We start from the raw sequence: 17,465 nt of genomic DNA on the forward strand, positions 1-17,465 counted from the left end.
GCCGTGACGTGGCCACCGGTCTCGCCCGCTGGCCCGGCACACCCCCGTGTCGCCGGGCCCCGTCGCCACCGGAGAGGGCCGCGCACAGACAGCCTCACACCCGCCGCCCGCCCCTGTATGGGACAAAAACGCGAGGTCGGGAGGGCCGCGGCCCGCGACTCGCGCCGGGCGGACGACACGCGCCGGCCGGACGATGCGCGCCGGGCGGACGATGCGCGCCGGGCGGACGATGCGCGCCGGCCGGGTGCCGGCAGGGGCGTCGGCTCTGCCGGCTCGGCCCGTTCAGCCGGCTCAGCGCGCTCAGTCCGCTCAGCCGGCTCGGCCCGCTCAGCCGGCTCGGCCCGCTCAGGCGGCTCGGCCCGCTCAGGCGGCTCGGCCCGCTCAGCCCCCTCAGCCCGTGATCCAGGCGGCGTTCGCCGTACCGCCCGTCGCCAGCCACCGCCCCGGCGGCATCCCCATCAGCGCGTTGAACTCCCGGCCCAGATGGGACTGGTCGAAGAAGCCGCACACGGCCGCGGCGTCCGCCGCCCCGCGCCCCGCCGTCAGTTCCCCGACCGCGCGCCGCAGGCGCAGCACCCGGGCGAGCCGCTTGGGCGTGAGCCCGATCTGTTCCCGGAACCGGCTCTCCAGGTGCCGCAGGCTCCAGCCGGTCCGGTCCGCGACCTCGCGGATCCGCATATGGCCCTGGGCCTGGTGGAGCAGCCGCCACGCCTCCAGGACCGCGGGCGCGACCGTGTGCTCGGGCGCCGCGTCCGCCGTCCACGCGAGCAGGGTCTCGTCGAGCAGCGCGAACCGCTCCACCCAGCCCGGCGCGTCCGCCAGACGCTCGCCCAGCGTCCGGCAGCGCGCGCCCAGGACGTCCTCCGGGTCGGTCAGGACGTCGCCGAGCTCCGCGAGGGACGCGCCGCCGAACAGCCGGTACGCCGCCCAGGGCGCCAGGGCCAGCTCCACCCCGTGGAGTTCACCGCCGTGCCCGAGCACCCGGGCGCGGGTGTGAAGCCCCGACACGACGGACGTGTGCCGCGCGGTCGCGGCCCCGGGCCCGGCCCCGGTGCCGGCGCCCGTCCCGCCCCCGCCCACCCTCAGCTCGCCGCCGAAACCGATGAGGAGCGACACCCGCCCGCTCGGCACGACGAGCCGGTCCTGCGGCACGCCCGCCCGCGCCCGGAAGCCGCGGTACGAGCCGATGCCCGCGCGCAGCCGTGCGTCCGGCGCCTTGATGAACCACTCGCACCGACCGCCCCCCGTACACACCCGGTGTCTGACCATCGACCTCTCGAACCTCCCCGCCCGGAACCGTCCCGGGCCGGTGATCCACTGTCCGAGCCGTCACCGGACGGGGGCCAGAGGCGCCGCCGTCCCAGGGACGCGGAGGGACGTCCCACGGCTCTGACCTGCGGAGATGTGGAGGGAGAGGAGGGAGGAAGGGATGCCGTACGCCGTACGACGCCGGCTTCAGGCGTTGAGCTCCGCGAGCGTACGGAGCGTCGCCGGGTCCGGCGCCATGACCAGCAGGTCCGTCACCGGGCCCTTGCGCCATTCGGCGAGCCGCTCCGCGATCCGCTCCCGCGGCCCGACGAGCGCGATCTCGTCGGCGAACGCGTCCGGCACGGCGAGCACCGCCTCCTCGCGCCGCCCCGCCGCGAACAGCTCCTGGATGCGCCGCGCCTCCGCCTCGTACCCCATCCGCCCCATCAGATCGGCGTGGAAGTTGTGGGCCGCGTGCCCCATGCCGCCGATGTAGAAGCCGAGCATCGCCTTCACCGGCAGCAGTCCGGCCGCGACGTCCTCGCACACCTGCGCCCGTACCATCGGCGCCACCGTGAAGTCACATCTGCTCGTTCCCTCGCGGGCGTCGGGGAGCGCGTCCGGGAGGGCGTACACCTCGGCCCAGCGGGCGGGGGACCAGTAGAGCGGCAGCCAGCCGTCGGCGATCCGCAGCGTCTGCGCGATGTTCTTCGGGCCCTCGGCGCCGAGCAGCACGGGAAGATCCGCCCGGAGGGGGTGGGTGATCGCCCTGAGCGGCTTGCCGAGGCCGGTGCCGTCCGCGCCGGTGTACGGGTGCGGGTGATAGCGCCCGTCGAGCGTGACGGGCCCCTCGCGGCGCAGCACCTGCCGCACCACGTCCACGTACTCGCGCGTCGCGGTCAGCGGTGAGCGCGGGAAGGGCCGCCCGTACCAGCCCTCGACGACCTGCGGCCCGGACAGGCCGAGCCCGAGCATCATCCGCCCGCCGGAGAGGTGGTCGAGGGTGAGCGCGTGCATGGCGGTGGCGGTCGGAGTCCGGGCGGCCATCTGCGCGACCGCCGTCCCGAGCCGGATGCGCGAGGTGTGCGCGGCGATCCAGGTGAGCGCGGTGAAGGCGTCGGAGCCCCAGGCCTCGGCGGTCCACACCGAGTCGTAGCCCAGCTCCTCGGCCTCGCGGGCGAGTTCCAAGTGGGCGGGGGAGGGTCCGCGGCCCCAGTAGCCGAGGGCGAGTCCGAGTCGCATGCCGCGCCACCTCTCTGACGGTCCGTCAGGTCCGTTGCCCGGTGCGCACTGTACGCCGACGGCCCCCGGCCCGGAAGAGATCCGGGGTCGGGGGCCGTCGGGCGAGTGATCCGCTGGAGGCGTTCGGAGGGGAACCGAGCCCCAAAAAGGTGTCAGCCGCGCTGGATGCCGGTGGTGTCCTGGAGGACACCACGGCGCCCGTCCTGCGTCTGCGCGATCAGCGCCTGACCGCGCTGCTCGACCGCCAGGTACCAGGCGCCGGGCGCCAGTTCGGCGATCGGCGCGGCCGAGCCGTCCTCCGCGTACAGCGGACGGGCCGCCGGAACCGCGAACCAGAACGGGGCGAAGTCCCCGGCCGGCGCCGGCGCCGGGGCAGCGGCCTGCGCCTGGGCCTGGTGCGGCGCCGCGTCCTGCGGACCGGCCGGCTGCGGCTGGGCGCCGTAGGGCTGCTGGCCGACCCCCGAGGGGGCGGACTGGCCGCCGTACGGGGCCTGCTGGGCGCCCGGGTAGCCGTACCCGCCGGGAACACCGGCCTGGCCAGGCTGGCCGGGCTGCATGCCGTACGGCTGCGGGGTCTGCGGCTTCGGCGCACCGACCAGCGGGGCCTGCAGGGCGGGGACCAGCGGGCCGGCGACGGCGCCGGCGGCGCCCGCGAGCGAGGCGATCAGGCCGAGCACCAGACCGGCGCCGACGTTCGCCGACTCGAAGACCCACATCAGGATCGTCCACGCGGAGGCCACGCTGAAGGCCGCGCCGACCTGGCCGAGCTCCAGACCGGCCACCTTGCGCGGCTGCGACTGCGGCAGCGCGCGCGAGAGCACCACGAGGGCGGCACCGGCGATGCCGAGCAGGAAGGAGCCCCAGCCGAGCGGCGAGAGCTCCCACGAGAACGCCGAGTCGAAGGAGTCGCAGTAGTTGCCCGGCGCGTCACAACCGGAGATACCGAGGAACGAGGCGATGAACAGCACCACCGCTGCGCCGATCAGCACGCCATCGCCTCGGGTGAGGGAGCGGATATTCACGTAAGAAGTCCTTCGTCGGGTCGTCTCGTCGGGGTGGCGCGAAGCACGGGGGGCGCCCCATCGTACGGAGCGAATCTATCGTTCGCCCGATCGTTCCTCGGTCCTACCCCTTGAGGTAGGCCCCGATGCCGTCCGCGATCCCCTGCGCCGCCTTCTGACGCCACGCGGCGTCGGTCAGCCGCGCGGAGTCCTTCGGATCACGCATGTTGCCGCACTCGAGGAAGACCTTGGGAACGGTCGAGAGATTGAGACCCCCGAGATCGTCACGGACGTCCAACCCGGTACCGGATCCGATGTAGTTGGCGGGTTCCGAACCGGTCGCACGGGCGAATGCCGTGACGAGCTTCTCGCCGAGGGTACGGGACGGGCCGACGATTTTCGTCGTGTCCGCGCCCCCACCGCTCACCCGTGCGGGGAGGATCACATGGAAGCCGCGGTTCCCGGAGGCCGAGCCGTCGGCGTGCACGGAGATCGCGGCGTCGGCCTTCGCGGCGTTCCCGGCCTTCGCGCGCTCGTCGATGCAGGGCCCGTACGGGCGCTCGCCGTCGTGCACGAGGACCACCTTCGCGCCCTGCTTCTTGAGGAGATCGCGAAGACGGTGTGAAACATCGAGGGTGAAGGCGGCCTCGGTGTAGCCCGCGTTCGTGGAGGTGCCGGTGGTGTCGCACTCCTTGCGCGTCGTCCCGATGTCCACCTTCTGGTTGATCTCCGAGGAATGCCGGAAGTTTCCGGGATTGTGCCCCGGATCGATCGCGATCGTCCGCCCGGCGAGCGGCAGCGCGGGGGAGGACGTGGGGGTGCTGCCGGGGGTGGTGCTGGGCGGAACACTGGCGGTGGCCTTGGCGTCCGCGGCACGGGTGGCCCGCGGCTCCGACGCGGCGGACCCGCCGCACCCGGTCAGGGCCAGGGCCAGCGGCAGGCCGAGGGGCAGGGCGAGCGCGAGGAGCTTCCTGTGGTCGTACGGCACCCCGCGACTGTAGGGCTTCCGGAGACGGAATGCGCGCAGCGGAACCGGGCGGCGGCCGCGTGTGTGAGAGGTGGGTGAAGGGTAGGTGAGGGAGATGGCCGCGACGCCTCGCGGGTTCCGGCGCATCCCCGGCGCACCCCCGGTGCGGCGCAAGGGTGATGGTTCCGCGAGGATGAGACGACCCATCAGTCGACCCATCAGTCGACGCATCAGGCAACCACGAGGGGGACTTGTGGCGGGGGAAGAGCACGACCAGCACGGTACCGCCGGGAGACATCCGTCACCCTGGGAGTACACCGGCTCGGGCGCGGCCGGGGCGGCCGGTCAGGGGCACATCCCCGACCAGAGACGGACGCCGGACCCCGGCGAGCCGCGGGATGCCGCAGAGCCCCAGGACGCCCGGCCGCCGGTCCCGGACCCCCGGGTCGCGCCGGAGGCGGGAACGGCCGCCGGACAGGGGCAGGTCCAGGGCCAGGATCATGAGGGCGCGGGCGCGGGCGCGGGCCAGGGCCACGACGGCGCGGGCGCGGGGCAGGTGCCCCAGCAGCCTCAGGCGCCCCAGCAGCCCCACCAGCCCCACCAGCCTCAGGCGCCCCAGCAGCCCCACCAACCCCTCCCGCCTCAGGCGCCGCCTCCGCCGCCCTCCCACCCGCCGGTGTACGACGCCGTGCCCGAGCCGACCATGCAGCTCGGCGCGATGCCGGGGCCGCAGGCCGGTCCGGCGGCTGGGCAGGCGCCCGTACCCGGATTCGCGCCGCCCGGGTACGCGCCGCCCGTGGGCCCGCCCCCGCCGCCGCAGCCCTGGTCCGCCGCCGTCGCCGCCGGGCTGCTCAACCTCTCCTGCCTCGGCCTCGGCTATGTCGTCCTGCGCCAGTGGATCGGCGCGGTCGTCTGCTGGGCGGTCACCGTCGCGCTCGTCATCGCGGTCCTGCCCGCCGACCCCGACGGCATCCCGGCCGGCGTCCTCGTCGCGTACGGCGTCTTCGTCGTCCTGGCCGCCCTCGACGCGGCCCGCCGTGCCCGCCGCACCCCGCTCGCGCCCTGGGCCACGGCCCGCCAGGGCCTTGTCCTGCCGCTCGCGCTCGTGCTGCTCGCCGCGCCGGTCGGCGGCGGCTTCGCGTACGGCGCGGCCCGCGACGAGGCCAAGGAGCAGCAGCTCCTCGACCAGCTCGCCGCCGCCGACAAGCTGGTGAAGGACTCCGAGGGCCAGAGCTTCGGCACGGTCGAGACGACGTACCGCTCGGCCCTCGACACGTACCAGCGGATCGGTACGCGGCACGCCGGCTCGCGCGCCGGGAAGCTCGTCCCCGACCGCCTCCAGGCGTACTACACGTCGGTCTCCCTCCCGTACACCAAGAAGGACTACTGCCGCGCCGTCCCCGCCCTCCAGCATCTGCGCCGCCTGCCGTCCACCGTGGACAAGGGCCTGCTCGGCAGCCTCGTCGGCCGCGCCGACGAGCCGCTGGCCGAGTCCTGGTTCGAGTGCGGCACGCGGACGATCGGCACGGCCGGTCAGGAGAAGTCCTCCGCCGACCACCTCAACGCCCTGCTCAGCACCTTCCCGCAGTCGCCGTTCACGGCGAAGATCCAGCCGGCGCTGCGCGAGGTGCTGAGCGCCCGCGACAAGTCCCTCGGCGTCGCGCCCTGCGAGGGGACGGAGGAGCTGCGCCGGATCGACACGACGGTGGACCTGCTGCCGCCCGCGGCCTTCGCCTCCTTCGGCAAGGACGTCGGCCGCTCGATCCAGCGCGGCGACTTCGCGTGCGGTGTCGACCAGTTCAAGAAGAAGGAGTTCACCGAGGCGCTCGCGACGATGAACGAGTACGTCAAGGCGTACCCGTCGAGCCCGCAGACCGCGCAGGCCCGCAACATCGCCATCGCCGCCGAGATCGCCGAGGAGACCCCGGCCGCCGGCGCGAAGCTCCCCTCGGCCGCCACCTCCGACGGCTCCGGCATGGTCATGGTCGTCAGCAACGACGGCCCGGGCGAGGTCGAGCTGCTCTACACCGGCCCGGTCACCGGCCGCATCACCCTTCCGGCCTGCGGCAGCTGCAAGGCGTACCCGGGCATCGTCGTCCCGAAGGGCGGCATCAAGCCCTGCGCGGGCCCGTCGTCCACGTACCCGAAGCGGACCCTGACGCTGCCTCCGGGCACCTACCAGATGCTCCAGAAGCGCGACGGCACGCGCAGCTCGGCGGAGGTCAAGAAGGGCAGCACGACCAAGATCGAGTCGGGGTACAGCTACACGAACTGCCTGTATGTGACCTCGCTGTTCTGAGACGTGATCCGTCATCCGCCGGACCGGAGGACCGCCGGACCGGAGGTCCGACGCCGCTCAGCGCAGTACGGCCTCCAGCAGGTCGGTCCCCAGCGACGTCAGACCGGGCAGATCGGCGGTGTAACGGACGTAGCGCCCCTGCCGCCGGGCCGTGAGCAGGCCCGCGCGGCGCAGGACGGCGAGGTGGCGGGAGACCTCCGGGGGCGAGAGTTCCCAGGCGCGGGCCAGCTCACCGTTGGTGTGCGCGCCGCGGGCCAGGGTGCGCAGCAGCCGCAGGCGTACCGGATGCGCGAGTGCCTCAAGGCGTAGCGTGACCGTCTCCAGCGACACCGGCTCCGACGGGCTCGCCTCGGCCACGGGGTACTGCACCACCGGCTGCCACCCGGGCGCGTGGACCACCACCAGGTGCGGGCGGCCGAAGACGCTGGGGAGGAAGGTGACCCCACCGCCGTGGGCGGAGGTCGCGTTGTCCTGCAGCTTGTCCACGATGATGCGGTCGCCGTCCGGAGCCAGGGTCACGGCGCCGGAGACCGATGCGAGTGCGGCTCTGACGCCCTGGCGCTTCAGCAGGTCGTTCTTCAGGCGCAGATCGGTGGCGAGTCGCACGGCGACGCCCGTCCAGGCGGCGTCGAAGAAGGCCTCGGCGCACTGTTCGAGGGTGTGCCGCACCCGTGCCCGCACGGCGGCCGGGTCCGCGAGCAGCCGTTCCGCGAAGGCCTCCTGAAGCGAGCCGCGGGCCTGGGCCAGGTCCAGGGCCCGCTCGCGCGCCGTCGCGTCGGCGAGCGGCGACGGCGCGGCGAAGTGGAGCCGGTTGCTGCCGCAGGTGGTGACGAGCGCGGCGGTCACGTACGTCTCGTCGTCGAGCCGGTCCACATCGTCCAGCTCCTCGGCGAGGGTGGGCCGGGGACGAGCGGGGACCAGGAAGTCGGCCCGTGAGGAACGCCAGAGGAACTCCGCCTCCCTGAGCCGCTCGGCCAGCTCCGGCCGCAGCCCGGCCCAGACGCCCCCGGCCCAGTCGGCGAGCTGCGGGTGATGCCCGGGTTCGGCGAGCACGTGCAGCATCGCGGTCAGCTCGGCCAGCGGGGAGGCGGCGAACCGCAGGCTCCCGGAGGGCGGGCCGCCGATGTCGATCCTCAGCGTCATCCCCTCATCTTCGCCGGTCGGACGGCCGGCGCCCGCGTCGTTTGACGGTGACCGTCAACCGGCATGGCCGGCCCGGCCGTCGAGCACACCGTTGACGCCATGACCACCACGACCACGACCACGACCGCCGTCATCGCCACCGCCACCGCCGCGACCATCACCGAGATGCGGCCGAGGCTCCGGCCCCGCGCCCTCGTCCGGGCCTCCGGAGGCCCCCGCTATGCCGTCGCCCTGGCCGTCGACGCGCTCGGCACCGGCTTGCTGCGGCCCTTTCTGCTGCTCTACGGGGTGACGGTGCTGAGGCTGTCCGCGTCGGCCACCGGTATCGCCATGACGGTCGGCGTCGTCATGGGTCTGGCGTGCATGCCCGCGGTCGGCCGATGGCTCGACCGGGGCGCCCGCAGCACGGTCGTGGCGGCGTCGATGCTGGTACGGGTGCTCGGCGTGGCGCTGCTGCTCGCCACCCCGGCGGGACACGTCTGGCTGTTCGCGACGGCGGCGCTCTTCCTCGGCATCGGCAACCAGGCGTGGCCCGCCGCCCATGCCGCCCTCGTGGCCACGGTCGCCCACGGCCGCGAACGCGACGCCGCCCTCGCGGGAGGCCGCGCCCTGCGCAATGCCGGCCTGGGCGTGGGCGCGCTCCTGGCCACCGCCTGCCTGGCGGGCGGCACCACCGCGTTGCGGGCGCTGGCGGCCGTCACCGGGCTCGCGTATCTCGCCGCGGCGGCCCTGGCGCGGTCGGTCCGTCTGCGCGCGGATCCGGCCGCCGCCCCGGCGAAGGACAGGGCCGACGGGCGGGCTGGTGAGCCGGTCGGCGGGGCGGCCGGCGGGCCCGCGCCTCGGATGCGCGCGCTCCTCGCCGCCAACGTGGTCTACGTCTTCTGCCTCAACGTCCCCGAAATCGCGCTCCCGCTGGTCCTGGTGACGCAGTTGCACGCGTCCCCGGTGTGGTCGGCAGCGATCTTCGTGGCCAACACGGTGCTCGTGGTCACCCTGCAGGTTCCGGTCACCGTCCTGATGTCCCGCTTCTCCCGGCGGACCGTGCTGGCTCTCGCCGGCGTGGTCCTGGCCGTGTCCTACCTCGGCTTCCTCGCGGTCGGCTCGCCGGGACACGGGTGGGGCGCTCCGGCCGTCGCCGCGGTGTCCGTGGTCTGCACCCTCGGCGAGATCATCTACGCCGGCAGCGCCACGGCCCTCGTCACCGCCCTCGCCCCGGCCCATGTCCTGGGACGCACCCTGGCCCGCTTCCAGCTGTCCACGGGCCTCGGCCTCGCCGTCTCCCCGGCCGTCATCACCGCTCTCGCCTCCCGTGGCCCGGCCGCCCTCTGGGGCTGCCTCGCCGCCGCGACGCTTCTGTCCGCCGGTGCCGTCGTCACCGAGAAGGCCCGGTGACGGCTGCCGGACAGCGATCTCTAGCCGCGTTCCAGCTCGGCCAGGGTGGCCCGGAGCCAGGCCAGCTCCGCCTCGGTGGTGGCCCGGGCCACGGTCAGCACGCCGCGCCGGAACGGATCGTCCAACTCCTCGGCGCGCAGCGGACGTTCCTGACCGTGGGCGTCCCCCTCGCCCTCGGAGCCGTAGAAGAAGCTCGTGGGCTCCTCCAGGAAGTCCAGCCTGCGCCGCAGGACGCGGGCCTGTGCGGCCGGGTCGTCCAGGTGGCGGAGGAAGGTGAGCAGCGTGAACCAGCGGTTCTCGTCCGTGAGTTCCGGACCCTCCGCCTCGGCGAGCCGGCGGCGCAGCTCCCGCCGCCCGTCGCCGGTGAGGCTGAGGACGTGCCGGGGCGCGGCGGCGGCCGGGCCCTGCTGCGTCTCGCGCGCCAGGAGTCCGGCCTTCTCCAGGCGCTTGATCGCCGGGTACAGCGTGGACTCGCCCACCGGACGCACGTGGCCGATGAGGGCGGTGATGCGCTTGCGCAGCTCGTAGCCGTGGAGCGGCGCTTCGTAGAGGAATCCGAGGATCGACAGTTCCAGCATGGCTGCATTGTCCCTTGTTCCCTGGAGGTCAGTGGTACATCGGTAGCGTAGTACTACGTCATCGATGTATTGTCGGATCCAGGACGGACCGACGAGGGGAGTGGGTGGACTGTGCGTGAGGCACGATTCGACGCGCGAGGCAGTGTGATCCGATGGACGGAGGCCTCCGGTACGGGGCCGGGCGCGGGCCCGGACGTGGGACCGGAGGCGGGGCCGGGTGCGGGCCCGGCGACGGTGTTCGTGCACGGATTCGGCTCCATCTCGGCCGTCTACCACGCCCACATCGCCGCCCGCCCCGAGCTCGCGGGCCGCCGGATCCTCTTCGTGGACCTGCCGGGCCACGGCATCAGCGACCGGCCCGCCGACTTCGGCTACACCCTGGAGGACTACGCGGACGCGCTGGCCGCCGCGCTCGACGCGGCGGAGGTGCGCGGCGGTGTGATCGCGGGACACAGCATGGGCGGCTCGATCGCCATCGTCCTCGCGGACCGCAGGCCCGACCTGGTCGGCCGCCTGGTCGTTGCCGAGGCCAGCCTCGACCCGTTCCCGGTGGCCAAGGCGGGCAGCAGCCGCATCGCGTCGTACACGGAGGAGGAGTTCGTACGGGGCGGCGGCTTCGCCCGGGTGCTGGAGCAGGTCGGCCCCACCTGGGCGGCGACGATGCGCCTCGCGGACCCGCTCGCCCTGCACCGTACGGCCGTCCACCTGGTGCGGGGCACCGAGCCCGCCATGCGGGAGCTGCTGCTCCGGAACGCCCGTGTCGACCGCGTCTACCTCCAGGGCGAGCTGAGCGGCGAACTCCCCGGCGCCGACGCCCTCAGGGCGGCGGGCGTGGACGTGGTGACCGTCCCCGGCGCCGGGCACAACATCATGTTCGACAACCCCGAGGTCTTCGCGCGCGTGGTGGCGGGCGCGGGGCGGGAGGTCCTGGCCGCCTGACGCGACCCTGGTCCAGGCCCGGGCCCGGCCCGCGCGCAGTGCTGTCAGGCGTCGACGAGGCGCGCGAGTTCCACCCGGGACGAGATGCCGAGGCGGGCGTAGATGCCGCGCAGGTGATGGTCGATCGTGCGGGGACTGAGCGCCATCCGGGTCGCGATCTCGCGGTTCGTCGCTCCGTCCGCCACCATGCGGGCGATCAGGGTCTGCTGCGCGGTGAGCGCGCCGAGGGCGTCCGCGTCCGCGGCCGGGAGGCGGGCGCCCCGCGCCGTGTCGCCGAGCGCGCGGAGCTCCGCCTCCGCGTGCCGTGCGCTGGGCAGGGCCCCGAACTGCTCGAACGCCTGGAGTGCCGCACGCAGCCGGTCCCGCGCCTCCGCGGTGCGCCGCATCCGCCGCAGCGCGATGCCGTACAGCAACTCGGTCCGCGCGCGTTCGAGGTGACGGCCGTCCGCGTCGTGCAGGTCCAGGGCGTCGCGGTAGTGGGCGAGGGCCTCCTCGCCGGAGGCGAGCAGCGCCCGGCAGCGGGCCGCGAGGGCCAGATGGCCGGGGCTGGCGACGGTGGCCGCCCAGCGTGTGTAGCCGACGGCCGCCGCGGCCGCGGCGGCCGGTTCGCCGGCGCGGACGGCGGCCTCCACATAGTGCGGGGTGGAGAGCAGCCGGATCGCGGGATGGCCGTGCCCGGGACCGAGGCGGGCCAGGGCACGCAACCGGGAGGCGGCCTCCGCCGGGCGGCCCTCGGTGAGGTCGAGGTAGGCGAGCGCCCACAGGCTGAGCGCCGTGGCGAGCCCGATGCCGTGCTCCGCCGCGTACGCCTGGGCGTCCCGGGCGCGGTCCCGGCACGCGGTGGCGTCGCCCTGGACCGCGGCGAGCAGGGCGAGACTCCCGAGGATGTGGCAGGCGACGTTGTCCTGGCCGGTCTCGCGCGCGAGGCGGTGCGCGTCGAGCGCCGTGGCCGTCGCGGCGTCGAGGCGCCCGTTCCACGCCTCGGCGTAGGCGCGGAACTCCAACGGCCGGGGCAGGACGGCGAGTTCGCCCTGGGCGCGGGCGGCGGACTCGGCCTGGTGCGCCACGGCCAGGGCGAGATCGTCGTCGCCGAGGTAGAGCGCGGCCAGCGCCGCGTGCACCAGCACGGTGGGGTCGTCGTCGTGCCGGGCGAGGGACACGGCTTCGCGCAGCCGGACGGTGGCCTCGGCGTAGTCGCCGCGTACGGCGGAGGCGATGCCGGTGAGTCCGGCGAGCAGGGCGCGGCCGGCGGGAGCCGACGGCGGAGGGCCCTTGCGGGCGAGGCCGGCGGCGAGGACCGCGGCCTGGTGGCAGCGGTGCAGGTCGCCGGTGTAGTGGCCGACCTCGGCGGCGTACGCGAGGGCGTACGCGGCGGTCGCGGGGTCGGCGACGGCGTACCCGGCATACCCGGCGACCCCGGCGCACCCCGCGGGCGCGCCGGCGGTCGCGGAAGGCCTCGCGCCGGCGGTGGAAGGCCCCGTGCCCTTCGCGGAAGCCCCCTTGTCCTTCGTTCCCTTGTCGGTCACGGCGTACCCCCGCGGCGCCGCCGTCGCTCCCCGCACGCTGGCGAAAGCCGAGGTCGCCGCCTCGGCGAGGTCGTCGTAGGCATCGGGGACATGCCCGGACCGCAGGGTGACCAGGCCGCGCAGCAGCCGTACGCGGGGATCCGTGCCGGGAGCCGTGCGTTCCGCGGCGGCGAGGAGGCAGCGCGCCCGGTCGGGCCGGCCGGCGTGCCAGGCGTTCAGGGCGGCGTGGGCGAGGCAGGCGTGGCGCACGGCGGTGTCGGGAGTGAGGAGCGCGGAACGTTCCGCGTGGTGGGTGGCGGTCGCCGGGTCGGGGGCGGGCGCGCCGGCCAGCGCGCGGGCGAGGCGGCTGCTCGGGCCGAGCGAGGCGCAGGCGCGATGCCAGTTCCACGGGCCGGGCTCGGTCCGCGGGTCGAGGACGAGCGCCAGCGACCGGTGGGCGAGGCGCCGCTCCTCGGGTGCGGCGCTGTCGTACACCACGTCCCGTACCAGCGGGTCGGCGAAGACGAGACCGGCGGCGGTGGAGCGGATGAGCCCGGCGTCCTCGGCGGGTTCGAGGCCCGCGGGGTCGTGCCCGGCGGCGACGACCGCGCGGTCGAACGCCCGGCTCTCCACGGGGTGCTGGTCGGCGGCGGCGAGCAGCAGAAGTCTACGCGCGGAGACCGGCAGCCGTGCGAGGCGGGTGCGATGCTGCTCCGCGGACGGCAGCCGGCGGGTCAGCGGATCCGGGAGAGGGTCGAGACCGGCGCGTTCGCGCGCGGTGAGGGCGGCGGTGAACTCGGCCGCCGCGCGCGCGTCGCCGTACACCGCCAGCCGGACGCGAACGCTCACGCCGTCCTGCGGGAGCCCGTCCTGGGGCAGCCCGGGGGCGCGGTCACCCGGCCGACGTTCCGGCTGTTGTCCCGACTGTTGTCCCGGCTGACGTTCCGGCTGTCGTCCCGGCGCTTTTGCGCCACGCGGCCCAACTGGCATGTCTCGTAACGCTAGAGCTAAGTTACCGGCGTGTAAAGACTGGCGAATCCGCCGATGGCGGCGGGGTTGCGCCGACCTCACTCTGTGGGCTCCCCCTACGAGTGAGAGGAACTCCGATGCGACGATTCACCCGTGTGCTCTCCGCCGCCGCGGCGGCCTGCGCAGCGGTGGCGGCCTTCCTGCTGCCGGCGGCCCCGGCCCAGGCCGCGGTGCCCGACCCGGTGCTGTTCGTCCACGGCTACAAGGGCGGCGCGTGGAACTTCGACGAGATGGTGTCGGACTTCAAGGCGTCGGGCTGGCCGGCCGACCGGCTGTACGCGATGTCGTACAACCCCTTCCAGTCGAACGAGACGACCGCCGCGCAGATCCGCGACCAGGTCAACGCGCTGCGCGCCCGTACCGGCGCGGCGAAGGTGGACATCGTCACGCACTCGATGGGCGGCCTGGGCTCGCGCTGGTACCTGAAGTTCCTCGGCGGCACCGCGTACGTCGACGACTGGGTCTCCCTGGGCGGCCCGAACCACGGGACGAACGCGGCGCAGATCTGCGACTGGGCGATCGTGTCGTGCAAGGAGATGGCGATCGGCAGCACCTACCTCACCACGCTCAACAGCGGTGACGAGACGCCCGGGGCCGTCAACTACGGGACCTTCTACTCCACGTGCGACGAGATGATCAACCCGGACACGAGCACGGTCCTGTCCGGCGCGAGCAACACCAGCGTGGGCTGTGTGGAGCACGCGTGGCTGCTGGTCAGTGAGAACGTCTCGCAGCTGACACGGAACTTCGTGAGATGACGGAACCTCGTCGGACGACGCGGACCCTCACCGGGTGATGTCCCGCACCCGGTGAGCCCCGGGGGCGGAGGATGGTCCCGCCGGCCGTCCTCCGCCCCCGGCCACGTCCCTCGGACGGTCAGGCGGGCAGGCGGCGCAGGACGCGCAGCGAGTCCGTGACCGAGATCTCCTCGAAGTCGCCGGACTCGATCGCGCGCAGGTAAATGCGGTACGGGGCCTGGCCGCCGTCCTCCGGGTTCGGGAACACGTCGTGGATCACCAGCAGACCGCCGGCCGCGACCTTCGGCGCCCAGCCCTCGTAGTCGCCCGTCGCGTGCTCGTCGGTGTGCCCGCCGTCGATGAAGACGAAGCCGAGCTGCCCGCCCCACACCGCCGCGACCTGCGGGGAACGGCCCACGACCGCGATCACGTGCTCCTCAAGGCCCGCCTTCCGCAGCGTGCGCCGGAAGGTCGGCAGCGTGTCCATGACGCCGACCTCCGGGTCCACCACGGTCGCGTCGTGGTACTCCCACCCCGGCTGCTGCTCCTCGCTGCCCCGGTGGTGGTCGACGGTGACGGCGACGGTCCCGGCCGCCCGCGCCACGTCCGCGAGAAGGATCGTCGAACGCCCGCAGTACGTGCCGACCTCCAGGAGCGGCAGCCCCAGCTTGGCGGCCTCGGCCGCCGCCTCGTACAGCGCGAGCCCTTCCTTCACCGGCATGAAGCCCTTCGCGCCCTCGAAGGCGGCGAGAATCTCGGGGGTCGGCTCGGACATGCGGGCTCCTACTGGCGAGTACGGACGTACGGCGCCCATGGTGCCCTACGCGTCGCACTCGAACCACACCGTCTTCCCGTCGGCCCGCTCCGCGCACCCCCACCGGTCCGTCACCGCCTCCACCAGAGCGAGACCCCGCCCGCCCTCCGCCAGCGGATCCGCCGCCTTCGCGATCACGCTCCCCGCCCCCGCCGCCGCCCCGTCCGAGACCTCCACCCGCAGCCCGTACGGCTCCCGCAGGATCAGCACGGTGCACCGGCGCCCGGGCACGTGCCGGACGACGTTCGCGACGAGCTCGGTGAGCGCGAGCGCGGAGTCGTCGGCGAGGTGGGGCAACTGCCACCGCGTGAGGAACATGCGGAGGATGCGCCGCATGTGACCGGCGGAGTGCTCACCCACGGTGAACCCCATCCGGTAAGTGGTGGCAAGTACCGCTGGACAGAGCTCGGTTGCGTGATTCATGCCACCAGAGTGGGCCAGTTTCGTTACGCTCGGCTACGGACCGGAACCAACGCGTGAACGCGTCTGCTTGGGGGTGACCTCGCGTGGCCAACATCCGCAACCTCGATCCCAGCGCCTCGGCCCTGGACTACTTCGGCTCGGAACTGCGCCGGTTGAGAGAGGAGGCGGGGCTCACGCAGGACCAGCTGGGGTCGATCCTCTTCTGCACGGGCTCCCTGGTCGGCCAGATCGAGACGGCGAGAAAGGTCCCGACGCGGGAGTTCGCGGAGCGGCTGGACGCGGGACTGATGGCGGCGGGGCACTTCACGCGGCTGGTGGGCTTGGTTCTGCGGAGCCAGCTGCCCAACTGGTTCCAGCCCTACGCGGAGATGGAAGCGAAGGCGACCTACATCTCGACGTTCCAGCCTCAACTGGTCTACGGCCTGCTCCAGACGCCGGAGTACGCCCGCGAGATCCTGGGAGCCCGGAACCAGGGAGCCGAACTCGACGCCAAAGTGGCGGCCCGCATGGAGCGCCAGCGCATCCTGGATCGTGCCACACCGCCGTTGATCTGGGTGGTGATGAGCGAGGCCGTACTGTACCAGGAGGTCGGCGGGCGAGACCTCATGCGAGCCCAACTGGCCCATCTGTTGCGGATGCAGGAGCGCGAGTGGGTGAAGATCCAGATCCTGCCGTTCTCGGCCGGTGCGCACGCGGGCATGCTGGGCGAGTTCAACCTGCTGCGCTTCGAGGACGACCCGGACATCGTCTACACGGAGGACTTCGTCCAGGGCCATATGACGGCCGATCCGGCCGCCTTCAGAGAGGGCTCCCTCCGTTACGATCACCTTCAGGCCGCCGCCCTTTCCGTGGAGGACTCGGCGGCACTGATCGCTCAGGTGATGGAGGAACGCTATGGGGACCAAGCCGAACCTGACGAGCGCGAGCTGGCGTAAGTCCTCGTTCAGCGGCGACACAGGTGGCAACTGCGTCGAATGCGCGCCCCTCGGCGGCGCCACCTGGCAGAAGTCGTCCTACAGCGGCGACACTGGCGGCGAGTGCATCGAGGTCGCCGACCTCACCGCCCACGTCGCCGTCCGCGACTCCAAGAACCCCACCGGCCCCGCCTTCCTGGCCTCCCCGGCCGTCTTCGCCGCGTTCGTTACGGCGGCAGCGGACGGGCGTCTCGGGCGCTGAGTGTGGCGTCGCCACCGCCCTTCGACCCGGAAGTGCGCGCCGCCGTGGAGGCGTTGGGCGCCGGGCGGCATGAGCCGATCACCGCGGCGAACCTGGCGGCGCGGCAGGCGCGGGACGCGGCGTCCCGGCCGCGGCCGACGGTGGAAGAGCTGCGGGACGGCGGGCGCTTCGAGGTTGCCGAGCTGCGGACGCCGGAGGTCACGCTGGTGAGCGCGCGGCCGGCCGGGCTCGACGGCCCGCTGCCCCTGCTCTACTACCTGCACGGCGGGGCGATGGTCATGGGCAACGCGTGGTCCGTGCTGCCGACGGTGCTGCGTGAGTGGGCCGGGCCGCTGGGCCTGGCCGTCCTGTCGGTCGAGTACCGGCTCGCGCCCGCGGTGCGGTATCCGGAGCCGCTGGAGGACGCGTACGCCGGACTGGTGTGGGCGGCGGAGAACGCGGCGGAACTGGGGGTGGACCCCGGGCGGTTCGTCATCGGCGGCAAGAGCGCGGGCGGCGGCCTCGCGGCGGCGCTCGCGCTGCTCGCCCGTGACCGGGGCGGTCCGGTGGCCCTGGGGCAGATGCTGCTGTCGCCGATGCTGGACGACCGGCTCGACACGTACTCCGCCCGCCAGATGTCGGGCGTGGACGTGTGGGACCTGACCTCGCACGCGACGGTCTGGCAGGCGTACCTCGGGGACGGCCTCTTCGGGTCGGCGGAGGTGCCGCCGTACGCGGCCCCGGCCCGGGCCACGGACCTGTCCGGACTGCCGTCGGCGTACGTGGAGGTCGGCTCGGCGGAGATGTTCCGCGACGAGGGCGTGGCGTACGCGAACGCCCTCTGGCGGGCGGGCGGCCAGGCCGAACTCCACGTCTGGCCCGGCGCCTGCCACGGCTCCGACGCCCTCGCCCGCCACTCCCCCCTCACCCACACCACCCGCGCCACCCGCACGGCCTGGCTCCGCCGCCTCCTGGACCGGCCGGTGGGGTGAT

17 protein-coding genes are annotated in these 17,465 nt (G+C 74.0%); 7 read left to right on the plus strand and 10 right to left on the minus strand.

Annotated features, from left to right (window positions below; genetic code table 11):
* Nucleotides 1-390: 390 nt before the first annotated feature.
* The 5 genes from AB0C73_RS29190 to AB0C73_RS29210 form a co-directional block, all read right to left on the minus strand.
* Nucleotides 391-1,269: a helix-turn-helix domain-containing protein gene (locus AB0C73_RS29190; protein ID WP_362535990.1), complete on the minus strand. Its 879-nt coding sequence runs from the start codon at nt 1,267-1,269 to the stop codon at nt 391-393.
* Between the two features lie 186 nt (nt 1,270-1,455).
* Complete coding sequence (locus tag AB0C73_RS29195; protein ID WP_362535992.1) at nt 1,456-2,490, minus strand: LLM class F420-dependent oxidoreductase; 1,035 nt, start codon at nt 2,488-2,490, stop codon at nt 1,456-1,458.
* A 152-nt stretch (nt 2,491-2,642) separates the two neighbouring features.
* Nucleotides 2,643-3,512 carry a hypothetical protein gene (locus AB0C73_RS29200; protein ID WP_362535994.1) on the minus strand — a complete coding sequence of 290 codons (870 nt, stop codon included), beginning with the start codon at nt 3,510-3,512 and terminating at the stop codon, nt 2,643-2,645.
* Between the two features lie 103 nt (nt 3,513-3,615).
* Nucleotides 3,616-4,419, minus strand: coding sequence for an N-acetylmuramoyl-L-alanine amidase (locus AB0C73_RS29205; protein ID WP_362536167.1), 804 nt, complete (start codon nt 4,417-4,419; stop codon nt 3,616-3,618).
* A gap of 340 nt (nt 4,420-4,759) precedes the next feature.
* Nucleotides 4,760-5,086: a hypothetical protein gene (locus tag AB0C73_RS29210; RefSeq protein ID WP_362535996.1), complete on the minus strand. Its 327-nt coding sequence runs from the start codon at nt 5,084-5,086 to the stop codon at nt 4,760-4,762.
* A 60-nt stretch (nt 5,087-5,146) separates the two neighbouring features.
* On the opposite strand from AB0C73_RS29210, the gene AB0C73_RS29215 reads away from it, so the two are divergent.
* Complete coding sequence (locus tag AB0C73_RS29215) at nt 5,147-6,757, plus strand: hypothetical protein (protein WP_362535998.1); 1,611 nt, start codon at nt 5,147-5,149, stop codon at nt 6,755-6,757.
* Nucleotides 6,758-6,814: 57 nt separating this feature from the next.
* Here AB0C73_RS29215 and AB0C73_RS29220 read toward each other — a convergent pair whose 3' ends face one another.
* A complete protein-coding gene (locus AB0C73_RS29220; protein ID WP_362536000.1) occupies nt 6,815-7,900 on the minus strand; it encodes a DUF5937 family protein in 1,086 nt (361 codons plus the stop codon).
* A gap of 165 nt (nt 7,901-8,065) precedes the next feature.
* On the opposite strand from AB0C73_RS29220, the gene AB0C73_RS29225 reads away from it, so the two are divergent.
* Entirely contained in the window at nt 8,066-9,292 is a 1,227-nt protein-coding gene (locus AB0C73_RS29225) for an MFS transporter (protein ID WP_362536169.1), read from the plus strand.
* A 20-nt stretch (nt 9,293-9,312) separates the two neighbouring features.
* On the opposite strand, the gene AB0C73_RS29230 is transcribed toward AB0C73_RS29225, so the two are convergent.
* A complete protein-coding gene (locus tag AB0C73_RS29230; RefSeq protein WP_362536002.1) occupies nt 9,313-9,870 on the minus strand; it encodes a helix-turn-helix transcriptional regulator in 558 nt (185 codons plus the stop codon).
* A 111-nt stretch (nt 9,871-9,981) separates the two neighbouring features.
* Between AB0C73_RS29230 and AB0C73_RS29235 the strand changes: the two genes are divergently transcribed.
* Entirely contained in the window at nt 9,982-10,809 is an 828-nt protein-coding gene (locus AB0C73_RS29235; RefSeq protein ID WP_362536004.1) for an alpha/beta hydrolase, read from the plus strand.
* A gap of 44 nt (nt 10,810-10,853) precedes the next feature.
* Here the strand turns inward: AB0C73_RS29235 and AB0C73_RS29240 are convergent, their stop codons facing one another.
* Nucleotides 10,854-13,163, minus strand: coding sequence for a LuxR C-terminal-related transcriptional regulator (locus tag AB0C73_RS29240; RefSeq protein ID WP_362536006.1), 2,310 nt, complete (start codon nt 13,161-13,163; stop codon nt 10,854-10,856).
* Nucleotides 13,164-13,420: 257 nt separating this feature from the next.
* On the opposite strand from AB0C73_RS29240, the gene AB0C73_RS29245 reads away from it, so the two are divergent.
* Nucleotides 13,421-14,101, plus strand: a complete 681-nt coding sequence (locus tag AB0C73_RS29245) for an alpha/beta fold hydrolase (protein ID WP_362536008.1) — start codon at nt 13,421-13,423, stop codon at nt 14,099-14,101.
* 118 nt (nt 14,102-14,219) lie between these two features.
* Here AB0C73_RS29245 and AB0C73_RS29250 read toward each other — a convergent pair whose 3' ends face one another.
* Both AB0C73_RS29250 and AB0C73_RS29255 read right to left on the minus strand, forming a co-directional pair.
* Nucleotides 14,220-14,855 carry a class I SAM-dependent methyltransferase gene (locus tag AB0C73_RS29250; protein WP_362536009.1) on the minus strand — a complete coding sequence of 212 codons (636 nt, stop codon included), beginning with the start codon at nt 14,853-14,855 and terminating at the stop codon, nt 14,220-14,222.
* 45 nt (nt 14,856-14,900) lie between these two features.
* Complete coding sequence (locus tag AB0C73_RS29255) at nt 14,901-15,317, minus strand: ATP-binding protein (RefSeq protein WP_362536010.1); 417 nt, start codon at nt 15,315-15,317, stop codon at nt 14,901-14,903.
* 83 nt (nt 15,318-15,400) lie between these two features.
* On the opposite strand from AB0C73_RS29255, the gene AB0C73_RS29260 reads away from it, so the two are divergent.
* From AB0C73_RS29260 to AB0C73_RS29270, 3 genes are read left to right on the plus strand one after another with little or no spacing between them, the layout of a single operon-like run.
* Nucleotides 15,401-16,252, plus strand: a complete 852-nt coding sequence (locus AB0C73_RS29260; protein WP_362536012.1) for a helix-turn-helix transcriptional regulator — start codon at nt 15,401-15,403, stop codon at nt 16,250-16,252.
* Nucleotides 16,212-16,493, plus strand: coding sequence for a DUF397 domain-containing protein (locus AB0C73_RS29265; protein ID WP_362536014.1), 282 nt, complete (start codon nt 16,212-16,214; stop codon nt 16,491-16,493). The genes AB0C73_RS29260 and AB0C73_RS29265 overlap by 41 nt, the downstream gene beginning before the upstream one ends.
* Nucleotides 16,494-16,495: 2 nt before the next feature.
* Nucleotides 16,496-17,464, plus strand: coding sequence for an alpha/beta hydrolase fold domain-containing protein (locus AB0C73_RS29270; RefSeq protein WP_362536016.1), 969 nt, complete (start codon nt 16,496-16,498; stop codon nt 17,462-17,464).
* Nucleotide 17,465 lies beyond the last annotated feature (1 nt).

This window comes from Streptomyces sp. NPDC048623 (genome assembly GCF_040650755.1).
Taxonomy (GTDB): domain Bacteria; phylum Actinomycetota; class Actinomycetes; order Streptomycetales; family Streptomycetaceae; genus Streptomyces.

Coding starts and splice junctions, on each gene's coding strand:
- AB0C73_RS29230 (WP_362536002.1), bottom strand. CDS start 9,870: ATGCTGGAACTGTCGATCCTCGGATTCCTCTACGAAGCGCCGCTCCAC.
- AB0C73_RS29255 (WP_362536010.1), bottom strand. CDS start 15,317: ATGAATCACGCAACCGAGCTCTGTCCAGCGGTACTTGCCACCACTTAC.
- AB0C73_RS29220 (WP_362536000.1), bottom strand. CDS start 7,900: ATGACGCTGAGGATCGACATCGGCGGCCCGCCCTCCGGGAGCCTGCGG.
- AB0C73_RS29225 (WP_362536169.1), top strand. CDS start 8,066: ATGCGGCCGAGGCTCCGGCCCCGCGCCCTCGTCCGGGCCTCCGGAGGC.
- AB0C73_RS29195 (WP_362535992.1), bottom strand. CDS start 2,490: ATGCGACTCGGACTCGCCCTCGGCTACTGGGGCCGCGGACCCTCCCCC.
- AB0C73_RS29265 (WP_362536014.1), top strand. CDS start 16,212: ATGGGGACCAAGCCGAACCTGACGAGCGCGAGCTGGCGTAAGTCCTCG.
- AB0C73_RS29190 (WP_362535990.1), bottom strand. CDS start 1,269: ATGGTCAGACACCGGGTGTGTACGGGGGGCGGTCGGTGCGAGTGGTTC.
- AB0C73_RS29250 (WP_362536009.1), bottom strand. CDS start 14,855: ATGTCCGAGCCGACCCCCGAGATTCTCGCCGCCTTCGAGGGCGCGAAG.
- AB0C73_RS29245 (WP_362536008.1), top strand. CDS start 13,421: ATGCGACGATTCACCCGTGTGCTCTCCGCCGCCGCGGCGGCCTGCGCA.